Source organism: Paraburkholderia sp. (genome assembly GCF_035656215.1).
GTDB lineage: Bacteria > Pseudomonadota > Gammaproteobacteria > Burkholderiales > Burkholderiaceae > Paraburkholderia.
The window spans coordinates 1-13,833 of the sequence record NZ_DASRSY010000002.1 but is presented as its reverse complement, the minus strand read 5'-3'; the positions used below and the strand labels follow the sequence as shown (position 1 = coordinate 13,833).

Annotated in this window: 14 protein-coding genes and 2 pseudogenes; 6 read left to right on the top strand and 10 right to left on the bottom strand. The window is 62.4% G+C overall.

Annotated elements, in window-relative coordinates; translation table 11 throughout:
* From VFE81_RS00095 to VFE81_RS00085, 3 genes are all read left to right on the top strand, one after another.
* A partial coding sequence (locus VFE81_RS00095; protein ID WP_325042641.1) for a molybdopterin cofactor-binding domain-containing protein occupies positions 1-536 on the top strand: 536 nt, incomplete at its 5' end.
* On the top strand, positions 533-1,315 hold the full coding sequence (locus VFE81_RS00090; protein WP_325042640.1) for a (2Fe-2S)-binding protein: 783 nt from the start codon (positions 533-535) through the stop codon (positions 1,313-1,315). The genes VFE81_RS00095 and VFE81_RS00090, both read left to right, overlap by 4 nt.
* The gene (locus VFE81_RS00085) at positions 1,312-2,601 is read left to right on the top strand and encodes a cytochrome c (RefSeq protein ID WP_325042639.1); all 1,290 of its coding nucleotides are present in this window, start codon (positions 1,312-1,314) and stop codon (positions 2,599-2,601) included. Before VFE81_RS00090 ends, VFE81_RS00085 begins: the two co-directional genes overlap by 4 nt.
* Before the next feature lie 139 nt (positions 2,602-2,740).
* Here the strand turns inward: VFE81_RS00085 and VFE81_RS00080 are convergent, their stop codons facing one another.
* Entirely contained in the window at positions 2,741-3,148 is a 408-nt protein-coding gene (locus VFE81_RS00080; RefSeq protein ID WP_325042638.1) for an SRPBCC family protein, read from the bottom strand.
* Between the two features lie 131 nt (positions 3,149-3,279).
* Here VFE81_RS00080 and VFE81_RS00075 point away from each other — a divergent pair, with 131 nt between their 5' ends.
* Together VFE81_RS00075 and VFE81_RS00070 are read left to right on the top strand one after the other, a co-directional pair.
* Complete coding sequence (locus tag VFE81_RS00075) at positions 3,280-3,696, top strand: hypothetical protein (RefSeq protein ID WP_325042637.1); 417 nt, start codon at positions 3,280-3,282, stop codon at positions 3,694-3,696.
* 689 nt (positions 3,697-4,385) lie between these two features.
* On the top strand, positions 4,386-5,357 hold the full coding sequence (locus VFE81_RS00070; protein ID WP_325042636.1) for a M23 family metallopeptidase: 972 nt from the start codon (positions 4,386-4,388) through the stop codon (positions 5,355-5,357).
* Between the two features lie 133 nt (positions 5,358-5,490).
* On the opposite strand, the gene VFE81_RS00065 is transcribed toward VFE81_RS00070, so the two are convergent.
* Positions 5,491-6,309 carry an alpha/beta hydrolase gene (locus tag VFE81_RS00065; RefSeq protein WP_325042635.1) on the bottom strand — a complete coding sequence of 273 codons (819 nt, stop codon included), beginning with the start codon at positions 6,307-6,309 and terminating at the stop codon, positions 5,491-5,493.
* Between the two features lie 458 nt (positions 6,310-6,767).
* Positions 6,768-7,166, bottom strand: coding sequence for a hypothetical protein (locus VFE81_RS00060; RefSeq protein ID WP_325042634.1), 399 nt, complete (start codon positions 7,164-7,166; stop codon positions 6,768-6,770).
* A 179-nt stretch (positions 7,167-7,345) separates the two neighbouring features.
* On the opposite strand from VFE81_RS00060, the pseudogene VFE81_RS00055 reads away from it, so the two are divergent.
* Positions 7,346-7,795 (top strand): annotated as a pseudogene (locus VFE81_RS00055) (c-type cytochrome); the annotation flags it as partial.
* Between the two features lie 128 nt (positions 7,796-7,923).
* On the opposite strand, the gene VFE81_RS00050 reads toward VFE81_RS00055, so the two are convergent.
* The 7 genes and pseudogenes from VFE81_RS00050 to VFE81_RS00020 form a co-directional block, all read right to left on the bottom strand.
* Entirely contained in the window at positions 7,924-8,580 is a 657-nt protein-coding gene (locus VFE81_RS00050; RefSeq protein WP_325042633.1) for an amino acid ABC transporter permease, read from the bottom strand.
* Positions 8,581-8,582: 2 nt separating this feature from the next.
* On the bottom strand, positions 8,583-9,335 hold the full coding sequence (locus VFE81_RS00045; protein ID WP_325042632.1) for an amino acid ABC transporter permease: 753 nt from the start codon (positions 9,333-9,335) through the stop codon (positions 8,583-8,585).
* Positions 9,336-9,428: 93 nt separating this feature from the next.
* Entirely contained in the window at positions 9,429-10,253 is an 825-nt protein-coding gene (locus VFE81_RS00040; protein WP_325042631.1) for a transporter substrate-binding domain-containing protein, read from the bottom strand.
* Between the two features lie 116 nt (positions 10,254-10,369).
* Positions 10,370-11,443 carry an ABC transporter ATP-binding protein gene (locus tag VFE81_RS00035; protein WP_325042630.1) on the bottom strand — a complete coding sequence of 358 codons (1,074 nt, stop codon included), beginning with the start codon at positions 11,441-11,443 and terminating at the stop codon, positions 10,370-10,372.
* 49 nt (positions 11,444-11,492) lie between these two features.
* Positions 11,493-12,392 (bottom strand): ABC transporter permease, encoded by a 900-nt coding sequence (locus VFE81_RS00030; RefSeq protein WP_325042629.1) that lies wholly within the window; start codon positions 12,390-12,392, stop codon positions 11,493-11,495.
* Positions 12,389-13,384, bottom strand: coding sequence for an ABC transporter permease (locus tag VFE81_RS00025; RefSeq protein ID WP_325042628.1), 996 nt, complete (start codon positions 13,382-13,384; stop codon positions 12,389-12,391). Before VFE81_RS00025 ends, VFE81_RS00030 begins: the two co-directional genes overlap by 4 nt.
* Positions 13,381-13,833: pseudogene (locus tag VFE81_RS00020) on the bottom strand (ABC transporter substrate-binding protein); the annotation flags it as partial. The pseudogene VFE81_RS00020 and the gene VFE81_RS00025, both read right to left, overlap by 4 nt.

Here is a 13,833-nt window from a genome sequence, read left to right as displayed (position 1 = left end):
AAAAGAAACTGCAAACCACCGCGAACCGCTACCGCGTGCTCGACCGTCAGCGCGTGTTCATTCCGCCGGTTCAGCGCAACAACGCGGCTGTGACGTACTACAGCGCGGTCGGCACTTTGGTCGAGTTGTCGGTGCATGAGGCGAGCGGCAAGGTCGACCTGCTCGCGCATCACTCGATCATGGAATGCGGCAATCAGCTCTCGCCGCAACTCGTGTCGGGCCAGTTGCAAGGCGGTCTCGCAATGGGTATCGGCCACGCCTTGCACGAGTATCTGCCGCTATACGAGGATGGTCCGGGCAATGGCACGTGGAACTTCAACCGATACCACCTGCCGCGCGCGACTGACGTCGCCGTCTGGGCCCAGACCGGCGAAGTGCTGCCGCCGCTCACCGAAACCGATCCGCCGAAGGGCATCGCCGAAGTGGTGATGATTCCGGTGGTCGGCGCCATCGTGAACGGTATCGCGCACGCGATCGGCCATCGCTTTACCGACCTGCCGGTCACCCCGCAACGTATTCAGGAGGTGCTCGCATGACGGCCCCCACTCAAACTTCCGTTAATGCTGCAAGCAATGCGGCGAGTGCCGCCGTTGCCTCAGGCAAAGTCTCTGGCGCTTCCGCTTCCGCTTCCGCTTCGGCTGCTGCCGCGGCATCCGTTACTGCCGGTGCCTCGGGCTCCGCAGCCGCTTACCCGGCTTCCGCTGCGTCGGGCGTGACGGCGTCCGCCGGCGCACCGGCCGCTACCGTGGTCGAGCGTCCGTTGACGCATTTCCGCACGCTGCCGGTGTCGGTCAAGGTGAACGGTGAGGTCGTCGGCCCGACCGACGTGCCCGCCGGCTTGATGATGATCGATTTCCTGCACGAGTATCTGCACCTGACCGGCTCGCGTCTCGGCTGCGGCCAGGGCATCTGCCATGCGTGCGTCGTGATCGTCGACAAGCCGGACGGCACCAGCGAAGAAGTGCGCACCTGCATCACGGGCGCGAATTTCTTCCACGGCAAAACCATCCGCACGATCGAAGGCCACGCGAAGCGCAACGAAGCAGGCGAGGTCGTCGAACTGTCGCCGATCCAGCAGAAGTTTCTTGAACACTTCAGTTTTCAGTGCGGCTACTGTACGCCCGGTTTCGTCAATGCGGCGACCGTGCTGATCGAACGTCTGAAGCGTCAGCCGATCACCAAAGACCAGGTCGAGCAAACCATCACCAAAGGGCTGAACGATCACATCTGCCGGTGCACGGGCTACGTGCGCTACTACGAAGCCGTGAAAGAAGTCGTAATGACCACGCCCGGCCTCGTAAAGGACGCCGCATGATGAGCCGCTCCATGAATTTGCGGCGTGCGCTGCTGTTGCTCGGCACGGCCGCTTTGCTAAGTGCTTGCGGCAAGCACGACGACTCTGCTGCTGCAATGCAGGCAGCAGCCGCGTTGGGGCCGCAATCCACCGCCGCCGATCCGCTCGCGCGCGGCCGTTATCTCGTCAAAGCTGCCGACTGTGCCGCCTGTCACACCACGGCAGACGGTGCGCCGTTCGCCGGTGGCGTGAAGCTGGCCTCGCCGTTCGGGACCTTCTACGGCACCAACATCACGCCGGACAAGGACCACGGCATCGGCAACTGGAGTGCGGACGATCTCTACAAGGCGCTGCACGACGGCGTGACGCCGACCAAGCAGTTGTATCCGGCCATGCCGTACACGTCCTACCGTCAGTTGTCCCGCGCGGATAGCGATGCCATCTACGCGTATCTGATGGCGCAGAAGCCGGCAGCCGTGGCGAACCACGAACCCGAACTGTCGTTCCCGTTCAACATGCGGTTTGGCGTGCGCTTCTGGGACTGGATGTTCCTGACGGACACGTTGCCGGACGCATCGAAAGGGCAACCCCCCAATGGGACGTCCTCCGGAGCGTCCGCGGACTGGAATCGTGGCCGCTATCTGGTGAACGCGCTCGGCCATTGCGCTGAATGTCACACACCGCGCGGCAAGTTCGGCCAGCTCGACGGCGCGAAGCCGCTGACGGGCGCGGCGCTCGGCCGGATCGCCGCACCGGACATCACGCCGCACGGTTTGGCGGCGCGTGGCTGGACGGCCGCCGATCTGCAGACGTTCTTCGTCACGGGCATCGCGCCGCAAGGTTCGGCCTTTGGCGAAATGTATCCGGTTGTGCATCTAAGCACTCAGTACATGACGCACGACGATCTGCGCGCGATGTCGACGTATCTGCTCGGTGACCAGGCGCCGGCGCCGCAACCGTTGCAGTCGGTCTCGGCCGATGCAGCGCAACTCGAGGCGGGGCGCAATGTGTATCTCGCGGTGTGTGCCGGCTGTCACGGTCTTGGCGGTGAGGGCAAGCCGCACGTCGCGGTGCCGATGCATGCCAATTCGACGGTGCGTCAAAGCGATGCGCATAACCTGATTGTGGCGATGCTGGACGGCATTGGCGCGCAGGATTTCCCGGGCCTTGAACGGATGCAGGACATGCCGGGATTTGCCACGCAACTCAGCGACACGGAACTCGCGCAACTCGCGAATTATCTGCGCGCGACGTACGGCGGCCAACCTGCCGACGTGACGGCCGATGCGGTGAAAGCACTGCGTTAAAGCGTGTCACACGCTGGGCGCTGCAAGTCTGGCGTCAAGCGTGATGTAAGGAAGAGCCGGTGCCGTCAAAGGCGCCGGTTTTTTTTATGCGTGGGCTGCGATGCGGAATGTCATCACGCAGCAGCTTCCGGCGAGCACATCAACCTTGGTCTTCCAGCAACGCCTTCAGGTTGCTCAGATCGCGCTCGACCCACTGCGCGTCGGCGGCGAATTTTTCATCTGTCATGCCGGGCACGCGAAACAGGGTGAACTGTACGTCGCTGCCGCTGCCATTGGCGATCACACGCAGCGGGATGTAGATCTCGTTGCCGTCGGGCAAGAGCACGTAGTGGTCGAGCACGCCGTAGTCGTTGATGGCGGCGAAGCGCACCGTCACCGGGCCCTCGCTGCCTTCGAATATCCACCTCGTGCCTTCGTGGCGCAGCGGTTTGCCTAGCCCGGATGCCCACATCGGAAACGCTTCCGGTGGCGAAGTGAAAGCGTAGACATCGCGCCAGTCGCGCGCGATATGGACGCTGATGATTTGCGCTTGCGGAGCCTGGGTCATCGTGTCTCCTGTGAATGGCGCGTAATGAACTCACGCGCATTGATCTGCTCAAATGGTATCGCGCCGCTGCCGCCCGGCGGCGCGGTCTACGTTTTGCCGTAGACCAATCGGGTTCCCTTCACGGAGACTTCATGAATAATCTCGCGACGCAGACTCTTCCTCATCATAGTTTCCCTAATTCGCTGGGTGCGCCGCTCGCCTGTGTGCAAGCCACGATCAGCAAGGTGTTTCTCAGCCCGGAATTTCACCATGCCGCCGATCATCAGCAATTCGTCATCAAGATCGATACGGTCGTGAAGTTCGAAGGTGGCACGCAGAACCTGGTCGGCACTGAAGTATTCGTTGCCGTGCGCTTCGGCGATAGCGAGGGGCTCGCACAGCAAATCCCCGGGCTGCAGATCGGGCAACCGATCGAGGTGCAGGGCGAATACATCTCCGAAGCCAGCGCTTATCCAACCGCCGATAACAGCAATCCCGTTCTACCGGTGCTGCACTTCACCCATCATCCGGTCGGCTACGTGAAGTATCAAGGCCAAACCTACAGCTAATCGGCCGCTGTCTTATCGAGTGGAATGGGCAGAGGCCTGTCCGCTCGCCAACGCATTTCTCCCTCCACGCTCACCGTTGCGGCGACCGGCGATTCAAGTTTCAGTGACGTTTTGCCGTTAAAGCAAACGTTATCGTCCGGTCGTCCGGCGGCACAGCCGTTTACGGGTCTTTGCGACCGTGCGGGTAGAGGCTCCAGGCCGACACCGCGCATGAGGCGCAGACCGATCTTGTACATCGGGTTAGGCAGCCAGGGCGGCGGCGACCGAACCTGCACGGCGTAGCAGTTGCTCGAGAGCATGCGGCGCTGGACTGGTTGCACACGCAACCGTGTCTGCGACACGGTGCGTAAGGTTTGTATCAGAGTGTGTGGGGCGGGGCGTTTTTTGCAAAACGCACTTTACAATTCCGCGTGAAATTTAATCGGCAATCTGGCCCTTTTCGCGGAAGATCGCCTGTTATCGGGCTTCCGGGCTTCCGGGCGTCCGGGCTTCCGGCTTCCGGGCTTCGAGAGTCCGGGCATCCGGGCATCCGGCAAGGCGAAAGGGATTGGGTTGGACGGCAGGGCATGAGTGGGCGTCGCACGAGGCGGCCTCGCTGTGTTGCGAAAGAATGCAGCACTTCATCAGAATGTGCGCATCGCACGCGACAGGGCAGCACTCATCCCGCCAATAAAAAGCAGGAGTCGAACATGTTGGGAAAGCGTTTCGACAGAACGATGATGGCCAGTCTGGCTGGCGTGTGGGTCGCGCTGGCGGTCAGCGGTTGTGCGAATGTGGGGCAGCAGGGCGCGCAAACCGGCGCGGCAGTGGGCGCATCGGGTACATCGGCCGCGTCCGCTGCGCCGGCGGCGGCCGTAGCGCCAGCTTCCAATGCGCTTGCAGGCATGTCGGTGCTGGCCGCCGCTGACGACGGCACGCCGCTAAAAAATGCGCCGCCCTTGGTGTATCGCGTCAAGCGTGGCGACACGTTGGCGCGCGTCGCGCAGCGTCATCATTGCAGTGTCAGACAGTTGCAGGCGTGGAATGGTCTCAAGCCTTCCTCGCGGTTGAAGCAGGGGCAGGTGCTGCACGTCGCCTCGCCGGAAACGGTGCGGGCAGTCAATGCGGCCAACGCTGCAGCGGCCGCGGCAAAGACCACGGCGGCATCCGCGTCCGCTGTTCCGCTTGCAGCGCAGCAGGCGTCGGCGGCAACCACGTCGCAGGCAACGGCGCAGTCCGCCACAACCTCAGCCGCGCCGAGCGCCGCCGAGGTGCGCGAAGTCGCGAAAGAAACGTCCCGGCATGCGAACGGCGTGTCGCTGGCATGGCCTGCGGGTGGCCGCGTAGTCGAAGCCTTCCAGCCGGGTGAAACGCGCGGCATCGAAATCGGCGGCAAGGCGGGCGATCCGGTTCGGGCCGCGGCCGATGGCAAGGTGATGTACGCCGGCACCGGTCTGAATAGCTACGGCAGTTTGATCATCGTCCAGCACAACAAGGACTTTCTGACCGCGTACTCGCATAACCGCAAGCTGTTGGTCAAAATCGGTGACGTCGTGCGGCAAGGTCAGCAGATTGCCGAGATGGGCGATGAAAATAACTCGCGCGTTTCCGTGGGCTTCGAGTTGCGCCGCGACGGCAAGCCGATCGATCCGATGCCCTATTTGCCGCAAGGCCGCGGCTAGCGCTATCAGCGGGCGTTTCCGCCGCATATCTGCACAAGCAGCGATCCCGGTAAATCAATTGCCGGGCCGCTGCTTTTTCACGTCCAGGCGTCCGCATCCGGTACTGAATAAATCCGGTGACAGGTGCGCGCCTTCAATCGAACCAGCGCAGCGCCGCCGCGACGATCGCTTCGGGCGCATCTTCCTGCATCAGATGCCCGGACTTAGGCACCGACTGAAAGCGGGTCTCGGGTATGGCCGCCGCCAGGTGCCGGCCGCGTTCGAGCGGAATCCACTGATCTTCTTCACCCCACAGGATTTGCGTCGGGCAACGTATCTGCGAATAGCGTGCTTCGACCTCGTCGGTGTAACGCTGATCCATTTGGGCGATCTGGCGGTAGAACGCGGCTTGTCCCGTTGCGCCGAGCCACGGCGTCACATAAGGCGCGAGTTCCTCGTCCGGAATGTCGCGAGCGATGGCGCCACGCACGTATGCCTTCACCACGGCTTCATGGATATAGGGCGGCAGCCCGGCGAACGCCGCGCCGTGTTCACGCACGTGCCGCACGAACGGCGAACCCCATGGCGCGACCGCAACCGGATCGATCAGTGTGAGGCTGCGATAGTCGCACCCGTCAATGAGATGTGCGCGCAAGGACGTTGCGCCGCCGAAATCGTGCGCGATGACGTCCGGACTCGTCAGTTGCCAATGCGCGAGCAATTCCGCCAGCAGGACATTCTGCACACCGAGCGAGACGTCCTGAGCGTCGCGCTGCTCGGATTGGCCGTAGCCGAGCAGATCGTAGTAATAGACGGTGCGAATTTGCGCGAGATGCGGCGCGATGCGATGCCACACATACGAAGAAAACGGTGTGCCATGAACCAGCACCAGCGGCGGACCGTTGCCGGTCACGCTAAAGCGCACGGTTTGATCGCGAAACGTATAGCTTTCGGGAAGCGGCCAGTTTTGCATAACGATGAGTGTCGTGAGAAAGCCTGCTTACCTTAACAGGGTGCTCCAGGGCGCGCTGACTGGCTTTTCGCAGCATCCGCGGAAGGCGTCCCGCAAAAGCTCACCTTTGTTTTATTCAGCAAAGCCAGGCAAATTCAAAAGATTGTGGCTGACGGCATCGCTGGATTGACCGATGAGCGGCACACGCACGGCCCACTATTACGAAACGAGCATAAATCACCTTGAAATAGGGTGTCGTTGTGTCGGCGGGATGCGGAAAGCCTGGTAATCATCGCGGGCGTGTCGATCCGGTATTCAACAAGACGACGCGCGATCGACCGAAATGCGCGCCTGGCAATGGTGAGAGAATTCGGGAGCCAAAGGTGCAGCCATCTCAAGACGTCGTGCAGCCGCGCTCAACCACAGCGACGACGTCCAGCTAGCGCCAACGAAGCCCAGGCGAAGTAACGCGCCGCCGGCTACTTCGATTCAGTGCCGCGCAGCAGTTGCGAAACCTGACCGTGGTGATGCAGGATCGCCGGGTCGGCTTGCAGGAGCGGCAGGTAGCGCGGCAGGAACGCGTTGTCGGGCTGGTCGGGGGAAAAGAGGCCAGTGATTGCCTCGGCTGCGGCGAGCCGATCGGCTGCATCCGCTTCCTTGTCGTCAAGAATTTCGTCGACGTTCGCGATCACCGTGGAGAGCGGCGTGAGCCAGCGGAACCCCGAGCCGTTGATGAGCACTTGCAGGAAGGCTGCCGGTGTCACGGGGCCGAATTCCTTTTCGTACGATGCACGTTCGTGATCGAGAATCGACTTATGCAGCGCCAATAGCGGTCTGCGAATCTCCGAGAGGAATTGAGTGCATTGCTGGTCGTTCATCTTGCCGCTCCTTCGGATAGTCATACCGGATCAGGCCGGGCGATCGGGTCAAGCCAGATCCATGCTAACAAAATCGCTCGAGGATGCATCAACAAGAATGATGCACGTACGCGAAGCGCGTCAGATCAAGCCAATGTGGCAATGGTAACGCATTGATTTGAATCCCGTTTCACTTCCACATCGCGGCGATATCCGCGTACCTGAAGTCGCTACCACCGGCTGGCGGCAACGGTGCGCCGCCCTATACGTACGATCCGAAAACGACGAAGGTATCGTTGAACCGTCCCGCGAACGATGCCGGTGCGCGTGTTTATACGGCGTATTGCATGCACTGCCACGGCGTGGATGGACGCGGCTTTGCGCCGATGCTCGCGCCATTGGCGGGGAATCCGAACGTGCTGGAGAAGGATTCGTCGTCGCTGATCAACGTGACGCTGAACGGCACGGAGGACCTGGTGATCGGCGGCATTCCCGCGCCGTATCCGATGCCGAAGTACGCGCCGGTGCTCAACGATCAGCAGATCGCCGATGTACTGACCTTCGTGCGGGCCGGGTGGAATAACGGTGGGCCAGCAGTTACGTCAGGTGACGTGGCAAAGTTGCGGAAGTTGACGCAGGCGGCGAAGTAGTCAAATCGCTGTGGCAACAAAAAAAAACGGCAACCGGTTGAAACGGTTGCCGTTTTTTACGAATGTGTGTGAGGGCCACTAAGCGCTTTGGGCGGAGTTCAGTGCAGCAAAGAACAGCCAACGGCAAGTCACCGGTGCTGCCCCACCTTCTGCCGGTTCTCCAGCACCCGCGCATACCACGTCAACGGGAAACACATCGCGAAGTAAATCATCGCGACCATGCCGTAGATCGGGAACGGGCGGAATGCGGCATTCGTGATCATCGTGCCGGTCTTGGTCAATTCCGTGAAGCCGATGATCGACGCGAGCGCCGTGCTTTTCACCACTTGCACAAGGAAGCCGACGGTCGGCGCCACGGCGATCTTCAGCGCCTGCGGCCAGATGATGTAGCGCAGTTGCTGGCTGAACGTCATGCCGAGACTCGCCCCTGCTGCCCACTGGCCACGCGGCACAGCTTCCACGCAACCGCGCCAGATATCGACCAGATAGGCGCTGGTATAAAGCGTGAGCGTGACGGCCGCCGCGACCCAGGGCGATACGTCGACACCCAGCAACGGCAGGCCGAAGAATGCCAGAAACAACTGCATCAGCAACGGCGTACCCTGAAACACTTCTACATACACCACAACGATCCGCCGCAGCCACGGCAACGGCGATACGCGCATCGCGAGCAGAATCAGCCCGACAATGCCGCCGCCGACAAACGCGATCAGCGATAACAACACCGTCCAGCGGGCGGCGAGCAACAGATTGCGGGCGATGTCCCACAGCGTGAATTCGACCATGATCAACGCTCCGTCGGCAAGGTGCGGGCGCCGCGCCACATCAGACGGGTGCGCCAGTTGCGCGGCGAGCTGTCGCTGCTGCCGCCGCGAGCCACGCGGCCCGCGAAGAGGTTGCGACCGAGCCGGTTCATGAGTTGCCGCAACATGACCGACAACACCAGATACGTCGCGGTGACGATCACGTAGCTTTCGAACGAGCGGAAGTTGCGCGACTGGATGAAGTTGGCCGCATAGGTCAGATCGGGCACCGAGATCTGCGAGACCACCGCCGAACCGAGCATCACGATCAACACCTGGCTCAGCAGTGCGGGAAACACGTTGGCGACCGCCTGCGGCAACACGACGTAACGAAACACTTGCCGTCCATGCAGGCCGAGCGCTTGCGCCGCCTGCACCTGGCCGCGCGGAATCGAATCGATACCGGCGCGCACGATTTCGATCGCATATGCGCCGAGATTGACGGTCATCGCCAGAATCGCGGCCTGCACTTCGTCGATATGAATGCCGAGGCTCGGCAAGCCGAAGAAGATGAAGAACAACTGCACGATGAACGGCGTATTGCGGATCAGCTCGACGTAAGTCGCGACCACCCAGCGCGCCCATTTCGGGCCGGCCACCGCGATGCTCGCGCCGCCAATGCCGACGAGGCCGCCGAGCACGGTGGACACGGCGGTCAGCCCCAGCGTGACGGCGACGCCGCGCGCGAGCAGCCCCGCATACAGGCCGAAGCCGCTGAAATCGAACGCATAGGTCATGACATGGCGCTCATCGTGAGGTCAAACTCCGGCGCAGACCGGCGAGCCGGTCCCCCAAAGGGACTTTCTTCGGGGCGTCCGCGCAATAAAGGTTCAGAGATTGGCCGGCAGCGGCGCACGCAGCCACTTCTGCGAAATGGCATTCATCGTGCCGTCCTTGCGGGCCTTGGCAATCGTGTCGTCGACTTTCTGCTTCAGACGCGGCTCATTCTTGTTCAAACCGACGTGGTCCGGCGAGCTGAATAGCGAGAACTTCTGCTCCGGATCGTTCGCCGGATGACGCGCGAGAATGGTTGCGCCGACGTCGTTGCCGACCACCATCAGCTGTACCTGACCAGAAAGAAACGCCGAAATAGCGCCGTTGGGATCGTCGAAACGTTTGATGTTCGCCGTGGGCGGTGCGATCTTGGTCACGCTCAGGTCTTCCAGTGTGCCGCGCGCGACCGAAATCGACTTGCCGGCGAGGTCGGCGGCGTTCTTCACGGGCAGCGTTTTCGGGCCGAAGACGGCGAGGTAGTAGGGCGCGTAGGGCTGCGAGAAGTCGATCACCTTTTCGCGTTCCGGCGTCTGGCCGACTGAAAGCAGCAGATCAGCCTTGTGATCGGCGAGGTAGGCCATGCGGTTGTCGCCGGTCACCTGCACGAGTTCGACCTTCGCGTTGAGCGACTTGCCGATCAGATTGGCGACGTCGATGTCGTAGCCCATCGGCTTCATGTCCGGGCCGATCGAGCCGAACGGCGGGTAGTCTTCGAATACGCCGATGCGTACGGTGCCGGACCTGGCGATAGTGTCGAGCGCGTCGGCATGCGCGGCGGACGAAAACGCGCACAGTGCGCCGAGGCCGGTGAAGGCGAGCGTCGCGGCGAGGGTGGCGAAGACGCGGCGTGCGTTCGATTGGGCAACTTGGGGCTGATTCATGGTCTTTCCTCTGTCGAAAACTCGGTATTGGAATGGGTTTCTATGAACGCTTCAGTGGCGTGTCATGGTGACGTGTCTCGGTGACGTGCCTCGATGACGTTCTTCAGCGACGCGTTTCAACGCGCCGCGCGGGCAGCGATCAGTTTGCACGCGTGCGGTGGCAATTCCGCGAGCACCGGCATGCCGAGCGTCAGCCCTGGCGTTTCGCGCGGCGTGGTCGCGGCGGTTAGCGTGAAGCCCGCGCAATCGATCGTCGCTTCGAGCGACGCCCCTACGTCGCGGATAAAAGTCACCGTGCCCGCGAGCCGGTTCTGCCCCGCAGCGTCGGACGCCGATTTGACGCACACGTCTTCCGGCCGGATCAGCAGACGGATATCGCTGTTGGACTCCGGCATCCGTACCGGTTGCGAAACGGCAATGCGTCTTCCACCCGGCAGACTGACGCCGCCCGCACCGTCGTACGTCACCGGCAGGATGTTGCCGAGCCCGATGAAGTCAGCGACGAATTCACTGACCGGGTCGCGATAAATATCGAGCGGTTTGCCGACTTGCGCAATCCGGCCTTTCTCCATCACCACGATTTCGTCAGCCATCGTCATCGCTTCGCGCTGGTCGTGCGTGACCATGATCGTTGTGATGCCAAGACGCTGTTGCAGCAGGCGGATTTCGACCTGCATCGCTTCGCGCAGTTTGGCGTCGAGCGCGGAGAGCGGTTCGTCGAGCAGCAGCAGTTTTGGTTGCGACGCGATTGCGCGTGCAATCGCCACGCGTTGCCGCTGGCCGCCGGAGAGTTGCGTGACCGGCCGGTGCGCCATATGCGGCAACTGGATCAGCTCCAGCAATTCAGCGACGCGGCGCGCCTGCGCGTCTTTCGAGGTCTTGCGCAGCTTGAGCGGATACGCGACGTTCTGCGCGACCGTCATATGCGGAAACAGCGCGAGCGACTGAAACACCATGCCGAAGTCGCGCTGATTGGCGGGCAGACGCGTGATGTCGCGGCCGGCAAAATTGATGTTGCCCGAGCTCGGCGTTTCCAGCCCGGCGATCATGCGCAAGAGCGTGGTCTTGCCGCAGCCGGACGGTCCGAGAAAGCACACCAGCTTGCCGTCGGGCACGCTCAGATCGACGCTGTCGACGGCATAAGCCGCGTTGAAGCGCTTGGTCACGGCCTGCAAGGTCAGGTGGGTCATCGAATGCTCCAGCAAAAAGGCATCAGCACCGCGGGAATCGAACCGGTGGTCAAAGCGCCACCCCTTCGTCACCGATCAGCTTTTCGAGCAGCCAGATCAGCGCGAAGTCGATCGCGACGATGAATACGGCGAAACAGAACACGGTCGGATCGAGCGACGACACCGTACGGCTGTAGAGCCACACCGGCAGCGTCATCGTGTCGATGCCGTACAGGAAGAAGGTCACCGTGAACTCGTTTAACGAGACGATGAACGCGAACAGCATGCCGGCGAGAATGCCGGGGCGCATGAGCGGCAAAATCACGTCGATCAGCGCGCGGCTCGGACTCGCGCCCATCACGCAGGCCGCTTCCTCGAACTCCGGGCCGATCGAGGCTACCGACGCCGCGCAATTTTTCACGGTGAACGGCAGCGCCAGAATCACATGCGCGATGATCAGGCGGAATACGCCGAGTTCGATCGGCAGCACGTTGAACACCAGCAGCAGCGACAAACCAAGCATCACCAGCGGATAGACGAGCGGCAACGCCACCAGTTGTTCGACTGCGGGTTTGCCGCGAAAACGGTAGCGGCTCAGTGCGTAGGCGGCGGGTACTGAGACAAGCGTGGCGATGACCATCGTCGAGAGCGCGACGATCAGGCTCGTGCTGAGCGCGGCGCCCATCGAGAGGGAGTCGCTTGCATCCGGGGAGACGAAGCTATGCCACGCCGCGCGGTACCAATGCAAGCCGTAGGCGTGCGGCGGGAATTCGAGCGTGTCGGCCGCGCTGAACGACATGGTGATCATCGTCAGGATCGGTAGCGCGGCGAGAAACAGCACGATGGCCGCAAGCAGCGCGGTGGCCTTGCCGAGCTGGCCGGGCATGGTTGCCGGCAAACGCGGCAAACGCGGCAGGCGCGGTGAACCCGGCGGACGCGTCAGGCGTGGAGTTTGAACCGGCGTGCTCATGCGTGGGGCTCCTCGGCGAGACGTTGCGTACGGCGCACGAGGCGCTGTGACAGCGCCATCACCGTGAGCGTCGCGATCATCAATACGACGCCCGATGCGGAAGCGGCGGGCCAGTTCAGCAAGGGCGCGACCTGGTCGTGCACCAGCACGGCGAGCATCGGCACGCGGCGTCCGCCGAGCAGCAGGGGCACGGCGAATGCGCTGGCGTTGTACGCGAACACGAGCAGGGCGCCGGACACGAGACCCGGCATAGCGAGCGGCAGCAACACGTGATACAGCGTTTGCCAACGCGTCGCGCCAAGCGTCGCCGCGGCTTCTTCATACGAGCTCGAGACCGCGCGCATGGCACTCGACAACGGCAGCACGGCGAGCGGAAACGCTGTCTGAATCAAACCGAGCAATACGCCGTGCTCGCGATACAACCACATCACCGGGCGGTCGACGAGGCCGCTGCCAAGCAGCGCGTGATTGAGCAGGCCGGCCGGTCCGAGAATGATCAGCCAGCCATAACCTTGCAGCAGCAGATTGACGAGCAAGGGCAGCAGCACGCCCGCGAGCAACAGCCGTCGCGCGAGCCGCGACTTGGTGCGCGCCATCGCCAACGCGACGGGAATGGCCAGCAGCACGGCGCAGATCATGCTTTGGAAAGCGAGCTTTAACGTGAGCCACAACGACTTCATGAAATAGCCGTCGAGGAGATCAGCGTAGTTCTGCAGCGTGAAGCCGTGCCATTCGTTGCCTTGGGTGCCGAAACTCATACGCAGCACGACGAGCGCTGCTGCGCCGAGTATCGCGAGAAATAGCAGGATCGGCGTGAGCAGAAGCCAGGGGCGCGCTTTCGCGAGCGCCGTTTCCGTCGACTCGTCCGGGGCGCCGGATGCGCTATCGGGCGAGCCGGAAACCGCGCTCGGCGCGTCACCCGGCGCGGCGTCAGACGCAGCATCCGACGCCGACGAAGCACGCCGCGAAAAGCGCGCGAGCATCGCGGTCATGCCGAGAAAATTTCGGTGTAGCGCTTGATCCAGGCCGGCTGCACGACGGCAAGCGCCTTGTCGTCATGCAGGATCGCTTTCTCGGCGATCTGCTGCGGGCTCGGCACGAACGCACGGCTCTCGGCGGGAATCACCGCTTTCGAATTGACCGGGCCGTTCAGCACGTCGGCAGCCATGCGGCCTTGCACGCCGGCATCGAGCGAATGGTTGATGAAGGCGTGGATCAGATCGCTGTCGGCCGGATGCGACTTCGGGATCACCGTGAACATGAGCTGCGTGGCGAAGCCTTCCTTCATGCCGTAGGTCACGCCCATTTTGTACTCGGGCTTGCGGATCTGGTCGGGGAAAAAAGCCGGCGAATAGATGCCGCCGATATCGAGCGAACCGGTGCGGAACAGATCGGCCACCTGATTCGGGTTCTCGCCGAGCGTCATCACGTGGTCTTTCAA

Excerpts from the sequence above, each read along its gene's own strand:
- VFE81_RS00045 (WP_325042632.1), bottom strand. The coding sequence starts at position 9,335 with ATGACCTATGCGTTCGATTTCAGCGGCTTCGGCCTGTATGCGGGGCTG.
- VFE81_RS00030 (WP_325042629.1), bottom strand. The coding sequence starts at position 12,392 with ATGAGCACGCCGGTTCAAACTCCACGCCTGACGCGTCCGCCGGGTTCA.
- VFE81_RS00060 (WP_325042634.1), bottom strand. The coding sequence starts at position 7,166 with ATGAACGACCAGCAATGCACTCAATTCCTCTCGGAGATTCGCAGACCG.
- VFE81_RS00035 (WP_325042630.1), bottom strand. The coding sequence starts at position 11,443 with ATGACCCACCTGACCTTGCAGGCCGTGACCAAGCGCTTCAACGCGGCT.
- VFE81_RS00075 (WP_325042637.1), top strand. The coding sequence starts at position 3,280 with ATGAATAATCTCGCGACGCAGACTCTTCCTCATCATAGTTTCCCTAAT.
- VFE81_RS00070 (WP_325042636.1), top strand. The coding sequence starts at position 4,386 with ATGTTGGGAAAGCGTTTCGACAGAACGATGATGGCCAGTCTGGCTGGC.
- VFE81_RS00090 (WP_325042640.1), top strand. The coding sequence starts at position 533 with ATGACGGCCCCCACTCAAACTTCCGTTAATGCTGCAAGCAATGCGGCG.
- VFE81_RS00080 (WP_325042638.1), bottom strand. The coding sequence starts at position 3,148 with ATGACCCAGGCTCCGCAAGCGCAAATCATCAGCGTCCATATCGCGCGC.
- VFE81_RS00085 (WP_325042639.1), top strand. The coding sequence starts at position 1,312 with ATGATGAGCCGCTCCATGAATTTGCGGCGTGCGCTGCTGTTGCTCGGC.
- VFE81_RS00040 (WP_325042631.1), bottom strand. The coding sequence starts at position 10,253 with ATGAATCAGCCCCAAGTTGCCCAATCGAACGCACGCCGCGTCTTCGCC.
- VFE81_RS00025 (WP_325042628.1), bottom strand. The coding sequence starts at position 13,384 with ATGACCGCGATGCTCGCGCGCTTTTCGCGGCGTGCTTCGTCGGCGTCG.
- VFE81_RS00065 (WP_325042635.1), bottom strand. The coding sequence starts at position 6,309 with ATGCAAAACTGGCCGCTTCCCGAAAGCTATACGTTTCGCGATCAAACC.
- VFE81_RS00050 (WP_325042633.1), bottom strand. The coding sequence starts at position 8,580 with ATGGTCGAATTCACGCTGTGGGACATCGCCCGCAATCTGTTGCTCGCC.